13 protein-coding genes are annotated in these 15,510 nt (G+C 70.3%); 7 read left to right on the plus strand and 6 right to left on the minus strand.

Features of this window, described 5'->3' with window-relative positions; all coding sequences use genetic code 11:
• Positions 1–4: 4 nt before the first annotated feature.
• The 4 genes from ACHBTE_RS30285 to ACHBTE_RS30300 form a co-directional block, all read right to left on the minus strand.
• Positions 5–1,492 carry a GntP family permease gene (locus tag ACHBTE_RS30285; RefSeq protein WP_394727872.1) on the minus strand — a complete coding sequence of 496 codons (1,488 nt, stop codon included), beginning with the start codon at positions 1,490–1,492 and terminating at the stop codon, positions 5–7.
• A 126-nt stretch (positions 1,493–1,618) separates the two neighbouring features.
• The gene (locus ACHBTE_RS30290) at positions 1,619–2,029 is read right to left on the minus strand and encodes a RidA family protein (protein ID WP_394727874.1); all 411 of its coding nucleotides are present in this window, start codon (positions 2,027–2,029) and stop codon (positions 1,619–1,621) included.
• Positions 2,026–2,787: an IclR family transcriptional regulator gene (locus ACHBTE_RS30295; protein WP_394727876.1), complete on the minus strand. Its 762-nt coding sequence runs from the start codon at positions 2,785–2,787 to the stop codon at positions 2,026–2,028. The genes ACHBTE_RS30290 and ACHBTE_RS30295 overlap by 4 nt, the downstream gene beginning before the upstream one ends.
• A complete protein-coding gene (locus ACHBTE_RS30300) occupies positions 2,784–4,061 on the minus strand; it encodes a PfkB family carbohydrate kinase (protein WP_394727878.1) in 1,278 nt (425 codons plus the stop codon). Before ACHBTE_RS30300 ends, ACHBTE_RS30295 begins: the two co-directional genes overlap by 4 nt.
• A 137-nt stretch (positions 4,062–4,198) precedes the next feature.
• Between ACHBTE_RS30300 and ACHBTE_RS30305 the strand changes: the two genes are divergently transcribed.
• Both ACHBTE_RS30305 and ACHBTE_RS30310 read left to right on the plus strand, forming a co-directional pair.
• Positions 4,199–5,470 carry an amino acid deaminase gene (locus ACHBTE_RS30305; RefSeq protein ID WP_394727880.1) on the plus strand — a complete coding sequence of 424 codons (1,272 nt, stop codon included), beginning with the start codon at positions 4,199–4,201 and terminating at the stop codon, positions 5,468–5,470.
• A 14-nt stretch (positions 5,471–5,484) separates the two neighbouring features.
• The gene (locus ACHBTE_RS30310) at positions 5,485–7,092 is read left to right on the plus strand and encodes an amidohydrolase family protein (protein WP_394727882.1); all 1,608 of its coding nucleotides are present in this window, start codon (positions 5,485–5,487) and stop codon (positions 7,090–7,092) included.
• A gap of 20 nt (positions 7,093–7,112) precedes the next feature.
• On the opposite strand, the gene ACHBTE_RS30315 is transcribed toward ACHBTE_RS30310, so the two are convergent.
• Positions 7,113–8,054, minus strand: coding sequence for a serine protease (locus ACHBTE_RS30315; protein WP_394727884.1), 942 nt, complete (start codon positions 8,052–8,054; stop codon positions 7,113–7,115).
• Between the two features lie 902 nt (positions 8,055–8,956).
• On the opposite strand from ACHBTE_RS30315, the gene ACHBTE_RS30320 reads away from it, so the two are divergent.
• Positions 8,957–10,168: a pyridoxal phosphate-dependent aminotransferase gene (locus tag ACHBTE_RS30320; RefSeq protein ID WP_394727886.1), complete on the plus strand. Its 1,212-nt coding sequence runs from the start codon at positions 8,957–8,959 to the stop codon at positions 10,166–10,168.
• 98 nt (positions 10,169–10,266) lie between these two features.
• On the plus strand, positions 10,267–10,689 hold the full coding sequence (locus tag ACHBTE_RS30325; protein WP_394727888.1) for a hypothetical protein: 423 nt from the start codon (positions 10,267–10,269) through the stop codon (positions 10,687–10,689).
• 363 nt (positions 10,690–11,052) lie between these two features.
• Here ACHBTE_RS30325 and ACHBTE_RS30330 read toward each other — a convergent pair whose 3' ends face one another.
• The gene (locus tag ACHBTE_RS30330; protein ID WP_394727890.1) at positions 11,053–12,894 is read right to left on the minus strand and encodes a phosphoenolpyruvate carboxykinase (GTP); all 1,842 of its coding nucleotides are present in this window, start codon (positions 12,892–12,894) and stop codon (positions 11,053–11,055) included.
• Positions 12,895–13,225: 331 nt separating this feature from the next.
• Here ACHBTE_RS30330 and ACHBTE_RS30335 point away from each other — a divergent pair, with 331 nt between their 5' ends.
• The 3 genes from ACHBTE_RS30335 (at position 13,226) to ACHBTE_RS30345 (ending at position 15,509) form a co-directional block, all read left to right on the plus strand.
• The gene (locus tag ACHBTE_RS30335; RefSeq protein WP_394727892.1) at positions 13,226–13,972 is read left to right on the plus strand and encodes a hemolysin III family protein; all 747 of its coding nucleotides are present in this window, start codon (positions 13,226–13,228) and stop codon (positions 13,970–13,972) included.
• A gap of 148 nt (positions 13,973–14,120) precedes the next feature.
• Positions 14,121–14,750 (plus strand): TetR/AcrR family transcriptional regulator, encoded by a 630-nt coding sequence (locus tag ACHBTE_RS30340; protein ID WP_394727894.1) that lies wholly within the window; start codon positions 14,121–14,123, stop codon positions 14,748–14,750.
• A 33-nt stretch (positions 14,751–14,783) separates the two neighbouring features.
• The gene (locus tag ACHBTE_RS30345; RefSeq protein WP_394727896.1) at positions 14,784–15,509 is read left to right on the plus strand and encodes a Mut7-C RNAse domain-containing protein; all 726 of its coding nucleotides are present in this window, start codon (positions 14,784–14,786) and stop codon (positions 15,507–15,509) included.
• Position 15,510 lies beyond the last annotated feature (1 nt).

Raw genomic sequence — 15,510 nt, forward strand, 5'->3', positions numbered from 1 at the left:
AGATTCAGACGACCAGGCTCAACGCCGCCGCCACCACGAACCCCGCGACCGACAGGACGCTCTCCAGGACCGTCCACGTCTTCAGCGTGTCCCGTTCGGTGATGCCGAAGTACTTGGCGACGATCCAGAAGCCGCCGTCGTTGACGTGCGAGGCGAAGATCGAGCCGGCCGAGATGGCCATGATGACCAGGGCGACGAAGGGCTGGGAGTGGTCGCCCTTGGTGAGCAGCGGGGCGACGATGCCTGCCGTGGTGACGATGGCGACCGTCGCCGAGCCCTGTGCCACTCGCAGCACCAGCGAGATCAGGTAGGACAGGACGATGACCGGGAGGCCGACGTCGTTGAAGGTGTCGGAGAGCGCCTGGGCGACGCCGCTGCCCTTGAGGACGGCGCCGAACACCCCGCCCGCGCCGACGACGAGAAGGATGTTGCCGACGGGCTTGAGCGACGATGTCGAGACCGTCTCCAGGGACTTGCGGGACCAGCCGCGGCGGATGCCGAGGAGGTAGTACGCAAGAAGCAGGGCGATCGTCAGGGCCACGAAGGGGTGGCCGAAGAACTCGATCACCGAGCGCAGCGTGGAGGGGTCGAGGGCGATGGAGGAGAAGGTCGCCGCGAGGATCAGCAGCAGCGGCGTGCCGATGATGCCGAGCACCGTGCCCAGCGGCACGGGCTGCTCCTGGGGCTCGACCCCCGACGCCCGTTGCTCGTCGATGACCGCCTGCTTCGCCTCGGCCGCCGCCTCGACCATGTCCTGCGGCACCGGCACGAAGATGCGCCGCCCGATCCACGCGGAGAACGCCCACGCGGCCAGCACCGCCGGAATGCCGCAGAGGATGCCCATCAGGATGACCCAGCCCAGCTGGACGTGGAGCAGACCGGCCGCGGCGACCGGGCCGGGGTGCGGCGGCAGGAAGGCGTGGGTCATCGACAGGCCGGCCAGCAGCGGCAGACAGTACAGCAGGACGGACTTGCCGGAACGCTTGGCGGCGGCGTACACGAGCGGTGCGAGGACGAAGATGCCGACGTCGAAGAAGACCGGGATACCGAAGATCAGGCCGGTCAGGCCCATGGCCAGCGGTGCTCGGCGCTCGCCGAAGAGGTTGAGCAGCCGGGACGCCAGCACTTCGGCGCCGCCGCTCACTTCGAGGATCGCGCCGAGCATGGTGCCGAGCCCGATGATGATCGCGACATGGCCGAGGATGCCGCCCATGCCGGACTCGATGGTCGACACCGCGTCCGACCGCTGGACGGTGCCGAAGAGTTCGGTGACCGACAGACCGGCCATCAGGCCGACGGCTATGGAGACCGCGAGGAGGGCTACGAAGGGCTGGAGCCGCACCTTGATGATCAGGAAGAGCAGGAGGGCGATCCCGATGGCGGCGACCGTGAGCAGTCCGGCCGTACCGTCGAGGAGGATGAGCAGGCCGCCGGTGTGGGGTGGGGTCTCGGCGGGGGCCGATGCGGCGAACGGGAAGGACGTTGGGGACAATTGGGGGGACAATTGGGGGTCCTCGGGGTAAGTACATACTGCTTTCGGGCAGGGGGAATCGCGGCATGGCGTCCCGAGGGGAGCTGGACACCATGCCGTGCACGGGGTACGGGAGTTGCGTCGGCGTCAGCCGAGTACGGCCAGCGCGTCGACCTCGATGAGCAGGCCCGCGGGCAGGCCGACGTACACCGTCGTGCGCGCGGCGGGCGGCTGGGTGAGCCCCTGCTCCTCGAAGTAGGTGTTGTAGATCTCGTTCATCTCGGCGAAGTGGGCGACGTCCGTCAGATAGACGCGGATCATCATCACGTCGTCCCAGGAGGCGCCGCCCTCCTCCAGGATCGCCTTGACGTTGGCGAGGGTCTGGAGGGTCTGCTCGCGCAAGGTAGGGCCGGCGGGCGTCGGGGGCTGCCCCTCGACCGCGGGGAGGAAACCGACCTGCCCGGCGACCTGGAGGATGTTCCCCTTCTTCACGCCGTGCGAGAACTTGGCGGGCGGGGTGGTGTGGGTCTTCGGGGTGAGAGCGATCTTCTCGGTCATGCGGTGCCCTTCGTTGCGGTCCTGCCGGAGTACTCGCCGCTGATGCCGTCCGCCGCGCGGCGCACCAGCGGGAGCAGGGTGAGGAGTTCATCGGCGGTGACGACGACATTCGGCGCGGAGACCGACATCGCGGCGACGACGCGGCCGTCCGCACCGCGGATCGGTGCGGCGACGCAGTTGATGGACTCCTCGTGGCCACCGAGGTCGGTGGCCCAGCCCTGTTCGCGCACCTTGTCCAACTCGCGCAGGAATGCGGGAGCGTTGGGGGTGGAACGGGCCGTGTACATGGGGTAGTCGAGCTTGTCGGCGAGGGCCCGGCGCTCGTGTTCGGGCAGATCGGCGAGCAGCAGCTTCGCCACGGCGGCGACGGTGATGGCGACGGGCTTGCCGATCCGCGAGTACATCCGCACCGGGTATCTGCTCTCGACCTTGTCGATGTACAGCACCTCGTCCTCCTCGTACACGGCGAGGTGCACGGTGTGTCCGCACTGCTCGTTCAGCCGTACGAGGTGGGGGTGGGCGATCTCGCGGATGTCGAGGTTCTCCATCGCCTCCTGGGCGAGGGCGATGAGCCGGGCGCCGAGGCGGTAGCGCTGGTCGGACTGGCGGTAGACCATGCCGTGCTCGTGCAGGGTGCGCAGCAGCCGCAGCGCGGTGGACTTGTGGACGCCGAGGCGGTCGGCGACCTGGCCGAGGTCGGCGGGGCCCTCGGCGAGCAGCGGCAGGATGCTGAGCGCCCGGTCGACGGTCTGGCTCATGGTGTACGTACCTCCTCGTCGGCCCGCTCAGCGGCTTGCGTCCAGCCGGGGCCGAGTCGCAGTCTCTCCCACCCGGCGTCGTCCAGGGCGGCGAGGCGGTCGGCGGTGTCGCGGGCGGGCGGCGGGGCCAGGTCGCCGGGGGCGGTGAGGGTGGCGGCGGCCCAGAGGTGACCGTGCCGCAGCCGGTCCCGGACGGGCAGTCCGCGCAGGGTGGCGGACAGGAACCCGGCGGCGAAGGCGTCACCGGCGCCGACGGTTGCCACGACCTCCACGGTCAGGGCGGGAACGAAGGTGCCCGCGGCTCCGGCTGGGCGGGGGCGGGTGTCACTCGCCCGCGCTTGCGGGGTGCCGCCTGCGCCCGTCGGCATCGGCCCGGCGGCACGACTGCCCGCGGGCTGTGCGGGACGGGCCGCAGGCTGCGTGGGACGGCCCTCGGGCTGCGTGGAACCCGCTACCTGCGGCCGGCGGTCGTCGGACGGCCCAACTGGCGCGGAGGACCGCGCGACCGGCACACCCCCACCCCCACCCTCGGCGGACACGAACGCCGTAGCCCCCACGGAGCCCTGCTTCACGACCAGCACCCCCGGCTCCGGCAGCGCCGCGCGCACCGCCTCCGGTCCTCCGGCGATCCCCCACGCCTCCTCCGCCTCGTCCTCCCCCACGAACACGACATCGGCGCCTCGCGCCAACTCCAGCAGCACCCGGGGCCCCTCGGCGGCCCGCCACAGCCCCGACCGGTGATTCACGTCGAACGACACGAGGGGACGCCCCGCACGCGGAGCCGTCAGTTCCCGCATCAGCTCCAGGCACCCCTGCGACAACGCCGCGGTGATTCCCGAAAGATGCAGCACCCGCCCCGAGCGCACCGCCTTCGCGTCGACGTTCGTCACAGACATCGCCGACGCCGCGGAACCCGCCCGGTAGTACGCCACCTCGTGCCCGCGCGTCGCCCGGTCCCCCGCGGTGCGGAAGTACACGCCGGTCGGACGCCCGGCATCCCTTTCCACGGACGACACATCGACGCCGTAGGCCCCGACGGCCGCCACCAGGTGGTCGCCGAACCCGTCGGCCCCGACCCGGCTGACCCAGCGCGCAGAGTGCCCCGCGGCGGCGAGCCCGCAGGCGACGTTGGACTCGGCGCCCCCGATCCCCCGCTCGAACGACGGCACATCGGCGAGGCGTCCCGGCCGCGACGGCAGGAACGTGACCATGGACTCGCCGAGCGCGACGACGTCCACGACGTCGGGGGCATTGCAGGGTCCGGTGAGGGTCACGATCGTCGTAGCTCCAGGTCTTGTGCGGGTGGCCGGCCATTCCGTTGACCCGCGATTGGCCGAGATGTTAGACAGCGGTAAGCGAAATACGCAATGGGAGTTGCAAGCTCTGCAACACCCCAGATCAGGGAGGTTCCATGCGCAACGAGGCGCTCGTCCGTCTGGCCGAGGAACGCGTCGACCACCGCTTCAAGGGCCTCCCCCCGGACGCCGACGGACTGACCGTCGCCGAGCTGGCCGCCCAGCGCCGCAATCTCTTCACCGGCGGCTTCGCCACCCCGGTCCTCGCGCTCTCCGCCGAGCGGCTGGAGCACAACCTCGACCTCATGGAGACGTACGCCACCCGCCACGGCCTGGCCTTCGCCCCGCACGGCAAGACCTCGATGGCACCGCAGCTGTTCCAGCGGCAGATCGAGCACGGCGCGTGGGGCATCACGCTCGCCGTGCCGCACCAGGTGCGGGTGGCGCGGGCGTACGGCATCGAGCGGGTCTTCCTCGCCAACGAGCTCGTGGACACCGCGGCGCTGCACTGGATCGCGGCCGAGCTCGCCGCCGACCCCTCCTTCCGGCTCGTCTGCTACGTCGACTCCGTGCGCGGCGTGGAGCTGATGGACGCGGCGCTGCGCGACGCCGGGGCGACCCGCCCCGTGGACGTCGTCGTCGAACTGGCGGCCGGTGAGGGCGCCCGTACCGGTGTCCGTACGGAGGAGGAGTGCGCGGCGGTCGCGGACGCGGTGGCCGCCGTGTCCGCGCTGCGGCTGGTCGGTGTCGCGGGCTACGAGGGCGAGGTGCCGCAAGCGACCCCCGAGCGGGTGCACGCCTGGCTGCGCCGCCTGGTGGCGCTGGCCGCCGACTTCGACAAGGCGGGGCGGTTCGCGGGGCTGGACGAGATCGTCGTCAGCGCGGGCGGCAGCGCCTGGTTCGACGCGGTGGCCGACGTGTTCGCGGAGATCCCCGAACTCTCCGTGCCCGTACTGAAGTTGCTGCGCTCGGGCGCGTACGTCTCGCACGACGACGGCCACTACCGCAAGCTGACCCCCTTCAACCGGGTCCCGCAGGAGGGCGCTCTCGAACCCGCCTTCCGCCTCTGGGCCCAGGTCGTCTCCCGCCCCACCGCCGACCAGGCTTTCGTCAACGCGGGCAAGCGGGACGCGGCGTACGACCTCGATCTGCCGTTCGCCCATGTGGTCCGCCGGGACGGCGCCGAGCGGCCGGCGACCGGCATCGAGGTGACCGCGCTCTCCGACCAGCACGCGTGGCTGGCGACGTCCGGTGAGGCGGATCTGGAGGTCGGGGACTGGCTCGGCATGGGGCTGTCGCATCCGTGCACGTCGTTCGACAAGTGGCAGCTGATCCCGGTCGCGGAGGCGGACGGGACGGTCGTCGAATACATCCGCACGTTCTTCTAGAGGGGTTGGCGGTCGTGGAAGAACTCGTCATCCGGGACGCCGAGGTCGTGGACGGCAGTGGTGACCCCTCCTACCGCGCCGACGTCGTCGTGGACGGCGGCCGGATCGTGTCGATCGTCCAGGAGGCCGCCGCGGCCGGCTGCCAGCGGCCGAGGGCGCGGCGGGAGCTGGACGCGGAGGGGCTCGTCCTCTCCCCCGGCTTCATCGACATGCACGCCCACAGCGACCTCGCGCTGCTGAGGGACCCCGACCACAGCGCGAAGGCCGCGCAAGGCGTGACCCTCGAAGTCATCGGCCAGGACGGGCTCTCGTACGCCCCCGTCGACGACCGCACCCTCGCCGAGGTCCGCCGCGCCATCACCGGCTGGAACGGCTCCGGGGACGACATCGACTTCGACTGGCGGACCGTCGGCGAGTACCTGGACCGCCTCGACCGGGGCATCGCGGTCAACGCGGCGTATCTGATCCCCCAGGGGACGGTCCGCGCCCTCGTCGTCGGCTGGGAGGACCGGAAAGCGACGCCGGACGAGCTGGAGCGGATGCGGCGGCTGGTCGCGGAGGGCATGGAGCAGGGCGCGGTCGGCATGTCGTCCGGGCTGACGTACACGCCCGGCATGTACGCCGAGGACGCCGAACTGACCGAGCTGTGCCGGGTGGTGGCGTCGTACGGCGGCTACTACTGCCCGCACCACCGCTCCTACGGGGCCGGCGCCCTGGAGGCGTACGAGGAGATGGTGGCCCTGACCCGGGAGGCGGGCTGCGCGCTGCACCTGGCCCACGCCACGATGAACTTCGGCGTGAACAAGGGCCGGGCCCCGCAGCTGCTGTCCCTGCTCGACGGGGCGCTGGCGTCGGGCGCCGACATCAGCCTCGACACCTACCCCTACACCCCCGGCTGCACCACCCTCGTGGCGTTGCTGCCGAGTTGGGCGAGCGAGGGCGGCCCAGAGGCGGTCCTGGCCCGGCTGGCGGACGACGAGTCGGCCGAACGCATCCGCCACCACATGGAGGTCATCGGCGCGGACGGCTGTCACGGCGTGCCCGTCGAGTGGGAGACCATCGAGATCTCGGGGGTGAGCGAGCCGGGGCTCGGGGACTACGTCGGCCGTACGGTCCAGCAGTCCGCGGACGCCCGCGGCGAGGCCCCCTGGGTGACCGCTCGCCGGCTGCTGCTCGCCGACCGGCTGGGCTCGACGATCCTCCAGCACGTCGGCCACGAGGAGAACGTACGGACGATCATGCGGCACCGTGTCCACACGGGCGGCTCGGACGGCATCCTCCAGGGCGAGAAACCGCATTCGCGGGCGTACGGCACGTTCCCGCACTATCTCGGCCGGTACGTACGGGAGTCGGGAGTGCTGTCCCTGGAGGAGTGCGTGGCCCATCTGACCGGGCGGCCGGCGGCCCGGTTGCGACTGCCGGACCGCGGGCTGGTCCGCGAGGGCCATCGGGCGGACCTGGTGCTGTTCGACCCCGAGACGGTAGCGGCGGGCTCCACGTTCGAGGAGCCGCGCACGCTACCGACGGGCATCCCGCACGTGCTGATCGACGGCCGTTTCGTCATCGAGGACGGCCGCCGCACGGACGTGCTGGCGGGACGGGCGATCCGCAGAACCGCGTAGCGGCTGCTGCTGTTCGCCGGCTAAGGCTTGGGAAGCACGCAGCCGGCGGCGCTCAGGTCGAGCTTGTTGTCGATGCCGAAGCAGGCGGGGATCTGGTACGTCTGCTGGGCGTAGTTGATGCCCTGGCGGACGGTGACCTCGCCGTTCTCGTCGACCTCGCACGGGTTGTTGACCGTGCAGCGCTGGCCGTCCTCGTTGCCGGTGTTGTTGACGGCGACCACCTTGTTGGTGGCCTGGTCGATGACCGGGGAGCCGGAGGTTCCGCCGATGGTGTTGCAGGCGGAGGTGTAGCGGACGGAGTCCTTGAAGGTCCAGTCGCCTTCCTTGAGGCGGTGGGCGAACCCGTCGATGTTGCAGTTGTACAGCCGCTTCCAGTATCCGGAGGCGACGGTGATGGCCGTGCCGGCGACGGGGTGGGTGTCGGCCACGGTCAGGGCGTTGATGTTGTACGAGCGCTTGATCTGCGCGTACGTCGTGGTGAGCTGATAGATCGCCACGTCCGTGTCGGTCATCGTGCCGTAGGCGATCTTGCTGGCACGCAGGGTACCGACCCGATTCCCGGAGGCGTTGAGCAGACCGAAGGTCCGGCTGGAGGCCCGGTCGACGACGACCTGACCGGGACCCGGCATACCGGTCTCCAGACAGTGACCGTTGGACATCACCAGCGCCGGGTCGTTGTCCTCGGAGTCCGGGAAGCGGACGACCGAGCCGGAGCAGTTGCTGAGCGAGACGGTTCCCGCGAAGTTGACGGCCCGGACCTTGCGGTTCAGGACCTGGCCGAGCGTGTCCGCGGTGGCGGCGACGGTGTCGTTGACCACCGACGTGACCGAGCCCGTGTCCACGCTCTTGCCGAAGGACGCGGCCGAATCGGCGGCCGGGTCCACGGGAGCCGCGACCGCGGGGACGGCACCGGCCCCGGCTATCGCCAGGGCGAGGAGGGCGGCGCCGAGAGGTTTTCTCATGTGGGGGTCCCCTCATACGAGGAGGGTGACCGAAGAACCTCCGGCCACCCGCACTTTTGTCATGCGCATTGTCACTCAGGAGGGGGGTGCCGACAAGGAGTCGACTACTGACCGGTTGGGCCCGTAGGGCTTTCCCTATCAGTGGCGGCGGGGGGTTTGGGGGGGTGGGCGCAGGACGTTCACGGGAGGGGGCGGATCGTCACAGTGACTCCACCCACGCGTAGACGCGCGGGCTTCCTGCGTCGGTGGCTGGGCCGCGTCGCAGCGGACCGGCCCGGCCCACCTGCTGAGGACGTTCGTCGCGCCGACGTGGTCCGCGTTCGCCGCGAACCCGCACGCCGTGCACGCAGCTTGGCGGCCTTCCGTGCGGCGGCACGGTGGCGCTTGGTGCGCTGCCGGGACCGCTTGGGGAATGTCGCGAGGTGCCGCTGCGCTTCGGCAAGTTCGTCGGCCATTGCGTCGAGGAAGCGCGGGTTGGCGACGTGTTCGCCGTCGGATGCGGGGTATGACCCCTCTTCGCTCAACCACCGGCAGGAGCTCGCTCGCCTCTCTCCCGGACGGTGCCCTCACCGTGGCAGTGGGGAACGCGCAGGGCCACCGGGCCGCCTTCCCCACTCGGCCGCCCCCGACGGTGCCGGGTTCACGGTCCAGGTCGCCAAGGCCGATGGCGTCAGGGCGGTCATCAAGCGCCTGACGCCCTGAGCGGCAGCACCCGGGCGGGGCCGGTGGCGGCCGGGGTGGTTACCCGTCCGGCCGCACCCCCGTGCACATCCGTGTCCCGGTGTGCCGCCCACGCGGTGGCCCGGCGTGGGGCGGGAGGGCGGGTGGGGCGCGGCGAACGGTGTGTCTCACGTGGTGGAAAACACCACCCATCGGACGTTACGCGGCCGTAAGCTCCTGACATGCAGGTGATCCAGTCGACCAAGCTCGCCAACGTCTGTTACGAGATCCGGGGCCCGGTGCTCGAGGAGGCGATGCGGCTCGAGTCGGCGGGGCATCGGATCCTCAAGCTGAACACCGGCAACCCGGCGGCGTTCGGCTTCGAGTGTCCGCCCGAGATCCTGGAGGACGTCCTCCGGAATGTGTCCACGGCGCATGGATACGGCGACGCCAAGGGGCTGCTCGCCGCACGCCGGGCCGTCGTCATGCACAACCAGACCCTCGGCATCGAGACCGACGTCGAGCACGTCTTCATCGGCAACGGCGTCTCCGAGCTGATCGTCATGGCGATGCAGGGGCTGCTGGACGACGGGGACGAGGTGCTGGTCCCGGCCCCGGACTATCCGCTGTGGACCGCCGCCGTGTCGCTGTCCGGCGGCACCGCCGTGCACTACCGCTGCGACGAGCAGTCCGACTGGATGCCCGACCTCGCGGACGTCGAGCGCAAGGTCACCGACCGCACCAAGGCCATCGTCATCATCAACCCCAACAACCCGACGGGGGCCGTGTACGACGAGGCCATGCTCCGGGGGCTGACGGACATCGCCCGCCGGCACAACCTCCTCGTCTGCTCCGACGAGATCTACGACAAGATCCTCTACGACGGCGCCACGCACACCCCGACCGCCGCCGTCGCCCCCGATCTGCTCACGCTCACCTTCAACGGCATGTCGAAGGCGTACCGGGTCGCCGGGTACCGGGTGGGCTGGATGTCGATCTCGGGCCCGCGCGCCCACGCCGACTCCTACATCGAGGGCCTCACCATCCTCGCCAACATGCGGCTGTGCGCGAACATGCCAGGTCAGCACGGGGTCGTCGCCGCGCTGAGCGGGCGGCAGTCGATCCAGGACCTGGTGCTGCCCGGGGGGCGGCTGAAGGAGCAGCTGGATGTCGCGTACGAGCTGCTGACCCAGATCCCGGGTGTGAGCTGCGTACGGCCGAAGGGGGCGCTGTATCTTTTCCCGCGGCTCGACCCCAAGGTGTTCAAGATCAAGGACGATCGGCAGCTGGTCCTGGATCTGCTGCGGCGCGAGAAGATCATGGTCGTCCAGGGCACGGGCTTCAACTGGCCCGAGCCGGATCACTTCCGTGTGGTCACCCTGCCGACGGTCACGGACCTGCGGGACGCGGTCGGGCGGATCGGGCGGTTCCTGGAGGGCTACGGCCAGCCGTGACCCTGCGTAGGCGGACGGCCCCCATCTTGTGAACGACTCAACTTTAGACGAAATCTAAGCTAGGATGGCTTCCTGTCAGCGCACAGGAGGCCATCCCCATGTACGAACCGATCCGAACCAAGTCGGTCCACAGCACGATGGCCGGCAGCACCACCGACTTCCCCCACCGCTCGCGCGAGGAGGAGCTGGACATCCAGCTCGCCGGCCACCTCGCCGCGCTGCTCGCCGTCACGGACGAGCTGCGCGCGACGGCCCCCTCGCCCGACCTGGACCTCGCGGCCGAACGGCTCGCCGAGCAGGTGGCCCGGCTGCGGGAAGGACGCAAGCCGGCCCGCTCGGCGGCCTCCGGCGGCCAGGCGAATCCCGCGGCCCTGCATGAGCGGGCCCATGCCCTTGCCGGGCGGGCGCTGGTCGTGGCCGCGTCCCGGGCGGACACGGCTGCCGCGATCCTCGCCGCCGAGCGGATGGACGCGCATGCCGCCGCGCAGGCCGAGCCGCAGGAGCTGACCGGCGTCGGCTGACGTCCGCCCCCCCCTTGACGGCCCCGGTCCGCGTGCACCCGCAGCGACGCGCGGACCGGGTGCCATAGCACTGCGCCGTGCGACTGCGGAGGGTGCGGCGGGCGTAGGTGTCCGGGGCTGCCGCCGCGCCGTACGGCGACCCCTCCGCCCCCCCCATGCCCGCTGGAACAGGTGAAACAGGCGAGGGCCCGTCGTCGCGCTCCACCCGTCGGGGCGGACGGGATCATGCGACGACAGGCCCACAGCCCCGCACGCCGTTGTACGGAACCTCGCCGGTCTGTGGTGCTGTCACCGCGGCCGGCCGTGACGATATTGCTGGTCAGGGCACAATCGGAGCCGGCCGCGGCGTCTTGGGGGGCTGGTTCAGCCCAGGCGCTGCACCAGAGCGCGGTACTCGTCCCACAGCTCCTTCGGCGTGTGGTCACCGAAGGTGTTGAGGTGGTCGGGGACGAGCGCGGCCTCCTCGCGCCAGACCTCCTTGTCGACGGTGAGGAGGAAGTCCAGGTCGGAGTCGGACAGTTCGAGACCGTTCGTGTCGATGGCGCCCTTGGCGGGCAGGACGCCGATGGGGGTCTCGACGCCCTCGGCCTTGCCGTCGAGCCGCTCGACGATCCACTTCAGCACGCGGCTGTTCTCGCCGAAGCCGGGCCAGACGAACTTGCCCTCGTCGTTCTTGCGGAACCAGTTGACGTAGTAGATCTTCGGCAGCTTGGACTGGTCCTTGTCCTTGGCGACGTCGACCCAGTGAGCCATGTAGTCGCCCATGTTGTAGCCGCAGAAAGGCAGCATCGCGAACGGGTCGCGGCGCAGCTCGCCGACCTTGCCCTCGGCGGCGGCGGTCTTCTCGGAGGCCACGTTGGCGCCGAGGAAGACACCGTGGTTCCAGTCGAAGGACTCCGTGACCAGGGGGACGGCCGTGGCGCGGCGGCCACCGAACAGGATCGCCGAGATCGGCACGCCCTTGGGGTCCTCCCACTCGGGCGCGATGATCGGGCACTGCGAGGCGGGGACGGTGAAGCGGGCGTTGGGGTGGGCCGCGGGACGGTATCCATCTGCTTCGCGGGCGGACGCGGGCGTCCAGTCGTTGCCCTTCCAGTCCGTCAGGTGGGCCGGGGTCTCCTCCGTCATGCCCTCCCACCAGATGTCGTTGTCGTCGGTGAGGGCGACATTGGTGAAGACGGAGTTGCCCCACAGGGTCTTCATCGCGTTGGCGTTGGTGTGCTCACCGGTGCCGGGCGCGACGCCGAAGAAGCCGGCCTCGGGGTTGATGGCGTACAGGCGGCCGTCCTCGCCGAAGCGCATCCAGGCGATGTCGTCGCCGATCGTCTCGACCGTCCAGCCGGAGATCGTGGGCTCCAGCATGGCGAGGTTCGTCTTGCCGCAGGCGCTCGGGAAGGCGGCGGCGACGTACTTGGACTCGCCCTGCGGCGGGGTGAGTTTCAGGATCAGCATGTGCTCGGCGAGCCAGCCCTCGTCGCGGGCCATGACGGAGGCGATGCGCAGGGCGTAGCACTTCTTGCCGAGCAGGGCGTTGCCGCCGTAGCCGGAGCCGTAGGACCAGATCTCGCGGCTCTCCGGGAAGTGGGAGATGTACTTGGTCTGGTTGCACGGCCAGGGGACGTCCGTCTGGCCCTCGTCCAGGGGGGCGCCCAGGGTGTGGACGGCCTTGACGAAGAAGCCCTCGGAGCCGAGCTCGTCGAGGACGGGCTGCCCCATGCGGGTCATCGTGCGCATGGAGACGGCGACGTAGGCCGAGTCGGTGATCTCGACGCCGATCGCGGACAGCGGCGAGCCGAGGGGGCCCATGCAGAAGGGCACGACGTACATGGTGCGCCCGCGCATGGAGCCGCGGAACAGGCCCTTGTCCCCCTGGAAGATCTCCCGCATCTCGGCCGGGGCCTTCCAGTGGTTGGTCGGGCCCGCGTCCTCCTCCTTCTCGGAGCAGATGAAGGTCCGGTCCTCGACGCGGGCGACGTCGGTCGGGTCGGAGGCCGCGTAGTACGAGTTCGGGCGCTTGATCGGGTCGAGCTTCTTGAAGGTGCCCTTCGCGACGAGCTCCTCGCACAGGCGCTCGTACTCGGCCTCGGATCCGTCACACCAGACCACGTTGTCCGGCTGGGTCAGTTCGGAGATCTCGTTCACCCATGAGACGAGCGCCTGGTGATTGGTGGGAACGACGGGGGGAGCCGCGTTGTCGCGCGCCACGGTTGCTCCTAAGTGAGGGATTTTGTCCTGAATATGCCCTTGTATGCCCCGTGGGGGCCGCGACCCGGATGCTGCGCTGACTGGATCTTGCCGCGCTCATCCGGTGCCGACCGCACTCATTTGATCATCCGACGCCGCTGCGCATATGTCCAGAGGGCGTCACAGGTGAGCGGCGTGAGCATCGCCACTCATCGAGATGTTTTCGATATGTCACCGCGGCTTCACCCCGGGTGCCCCACCGCCGGGCACCCCATGAGACGATGGCCACTTCCGGGCTCTCATCTGGCCACTCTGATACGTAACTTACGGTTCCGTAGGTACGATGCCCCCCATGACTGCGCCCGTCCCTGACGCGCCCTCGAACAAGCGAGCCGCCGGCCGCGGTTCAGAAGCGCCCTCGCTGCCGCACCAGATCGCGCACCACGCCCAGCACCTCACGGAAGAGATCAAGCCCAGACTCCGGGGCTGGCTTCACCTGGGGATGTTTCCGGCCGTACTCGTCGCGGGCCTGGTGCTCACCGCCCTCGCGGACTCACCCCGGGGCCGGCTGGCGTGCGGGATCTACGCCCTCACGGCGTGCCTGCTGTTCGGCGTGAGCGCGCTGTACCACCGGGGCAACTGGAGCCCGCGCATGGACGGCATCCTGCGCCGGCTCGATCACGCCAACATCTTCCTGATCATCGCGGGGACGTACACACCCCTGACGATGCTGCTCCTGCCGGGAGCCAAGGGGCAGTGGCTGCTCTGGGGCATCTGGGCCGCCGCCGCGGCGGGCATCGTGTTCCGGGTCTTCTGGGTGGGCGCCCCGCGCTGGCTCTACACCCCCTGCTACATCGCGATGGGCTGGGCGGCCGTCTTCTTCCTGCCGGACTTCATGCGCACCGGCGGTATCGCGGTCCTGGTCCTGGTGATCGTCGGCGGCGTCCTCTACAGCGCGGGCGGCGTGGTCTACGGCATCAAGCGCCCGAACCCGTCACCGCGCTGGTTCGGCTTCCACGAGGTGTTCCACTCCTTCACCCTGGCGGCCTTCATCACGCACTACGTGGGGATCTCGCTGGTGGCGTACCAGCACGCCTGACCATCACCGCGCTCCCGCAGAGGGCCATGGCTTCCGAGCCATGGCCCTCTTCGTGTGCCGCCGCGGGCGACAGCAACGATTGACGGCCGCCTTCTTTTGAGAGCACCTCTCATGCCCACTGTCCCGATCATGGTCGACAATGAGCCACATGACCACGGCACGCACTCCCGTCCCCGAAGCCGCTCGCGGGCTGAGCCTTCGGGAGCGCAAGAAGATCAAGACCCGGATCGCCATCCGGAACGCGACCTACGCCCTGGTCAGGGAGCAGGGGTACGAGGCCACCACCGTCGAGCAGATCGCGGAGCGCGCCGAGGTCTCGCCGAGCACCGTTTTCCGGTACTTCCCCACCAAGGAGGACATCGTCCTGACGGACGAGTACGACCCGGTCCTGCTGGCGGAGCTCGGCAAGCGGCCGGCGGACGAGCCGTGGACCGAGTCGCTGCGGTATGTCATGCGGCGGGCCATCAGCGCCGGGCTGGAGGAGGACGCGGAGGCCGTCCGGCTGCGCTCCCGACTGCTGGCCGAGGTCCCCGCGGTGCGTTCCCGGATGCTGGAGAGCATGTCCGTCACCGGCCGTATGCTCGCCGCGGCCGTCGCCGAGCGCACCGGGCTGGAGCGGGACGGCCTGGAGGCGCGGGTCTACACGATGTCCCTGGTCGGCGGTCTCACGGAGATCACCCTGTACTGGGCCGAGAACGGCTTCCGGGACGACCTCCACGAGCTGCTCGACCGCGCCCTGAACGTCATCGAGCACGGCCTCCCGGTGAAAAACACCTGAGGTGCGGGCCCGGTGCCGTGACATCCTGGCCGGGTGAACGGTCCTGAGATCCACGTCGAGTTCGCCCCCGAGCTGCATCTGTTCGTCTCCGACGCGAGGCGCTCGGGTGCCGCTCGGCTCGCCACCGACGGCGTCTCCACCCTCGGCCATGTCGTCGAGTCCCTCGGCGTCCCGCTGACCGAGGTCGGCACCCTGGTCGTGGACGGCCGCCCGGTGCCGGTGTCGCACATCCCCTCGGCGGGCGAGTCGGTGACGGTACGGCCCGTCGAGCACCCCCAGCGGGTGCCCGGCGCGCCCCTGCGCTTTCTGCTCGACGTCCATCTCGGCACCCTGGCCCGCCGGCTGCGCCTGCTCGGCGTGGACACGGCGTACGAGTCGACGGACATCGGCGATCCGGCCCTCGCCTCGCGTTCGGCCGCCGAGAAGCGGGTCATGCTGAGCCGTGACCGGGGTCTGCTGCGCCGCCGCGAACTGTGGGCCGGGGCCTATGTCTACAGCACCCGCCCCGACGACCAACTCCGCGACGTCCTCGACCGTTTCCGCCCCGAGCTGCGGCCCTGGACCCGGTGCAGTGCCTGCAACGGCCTGCTCAAGGAGGCCACCAAGGACGAGGTGGCGGACCAGCTGGAGGGCGGCACACAGCGGTCGTACGACGTCTTCGCGCAGTGCGGCGAGTGCAAGCGGGCGTACTGGAAGGGCGCGCACCACGAACAGCTGGTGGCCATCGTGGAGCGCGCCCTCGCCGACTACGCGAGCTGAG

Source organism: Streptomyces sp. M41, assembly GCF_043673425.1.
GTDB lineage: Bacteria > Actinomycetota > Actinomycetes > Streptomycetales > Streptomycetaceae > Streptomyces.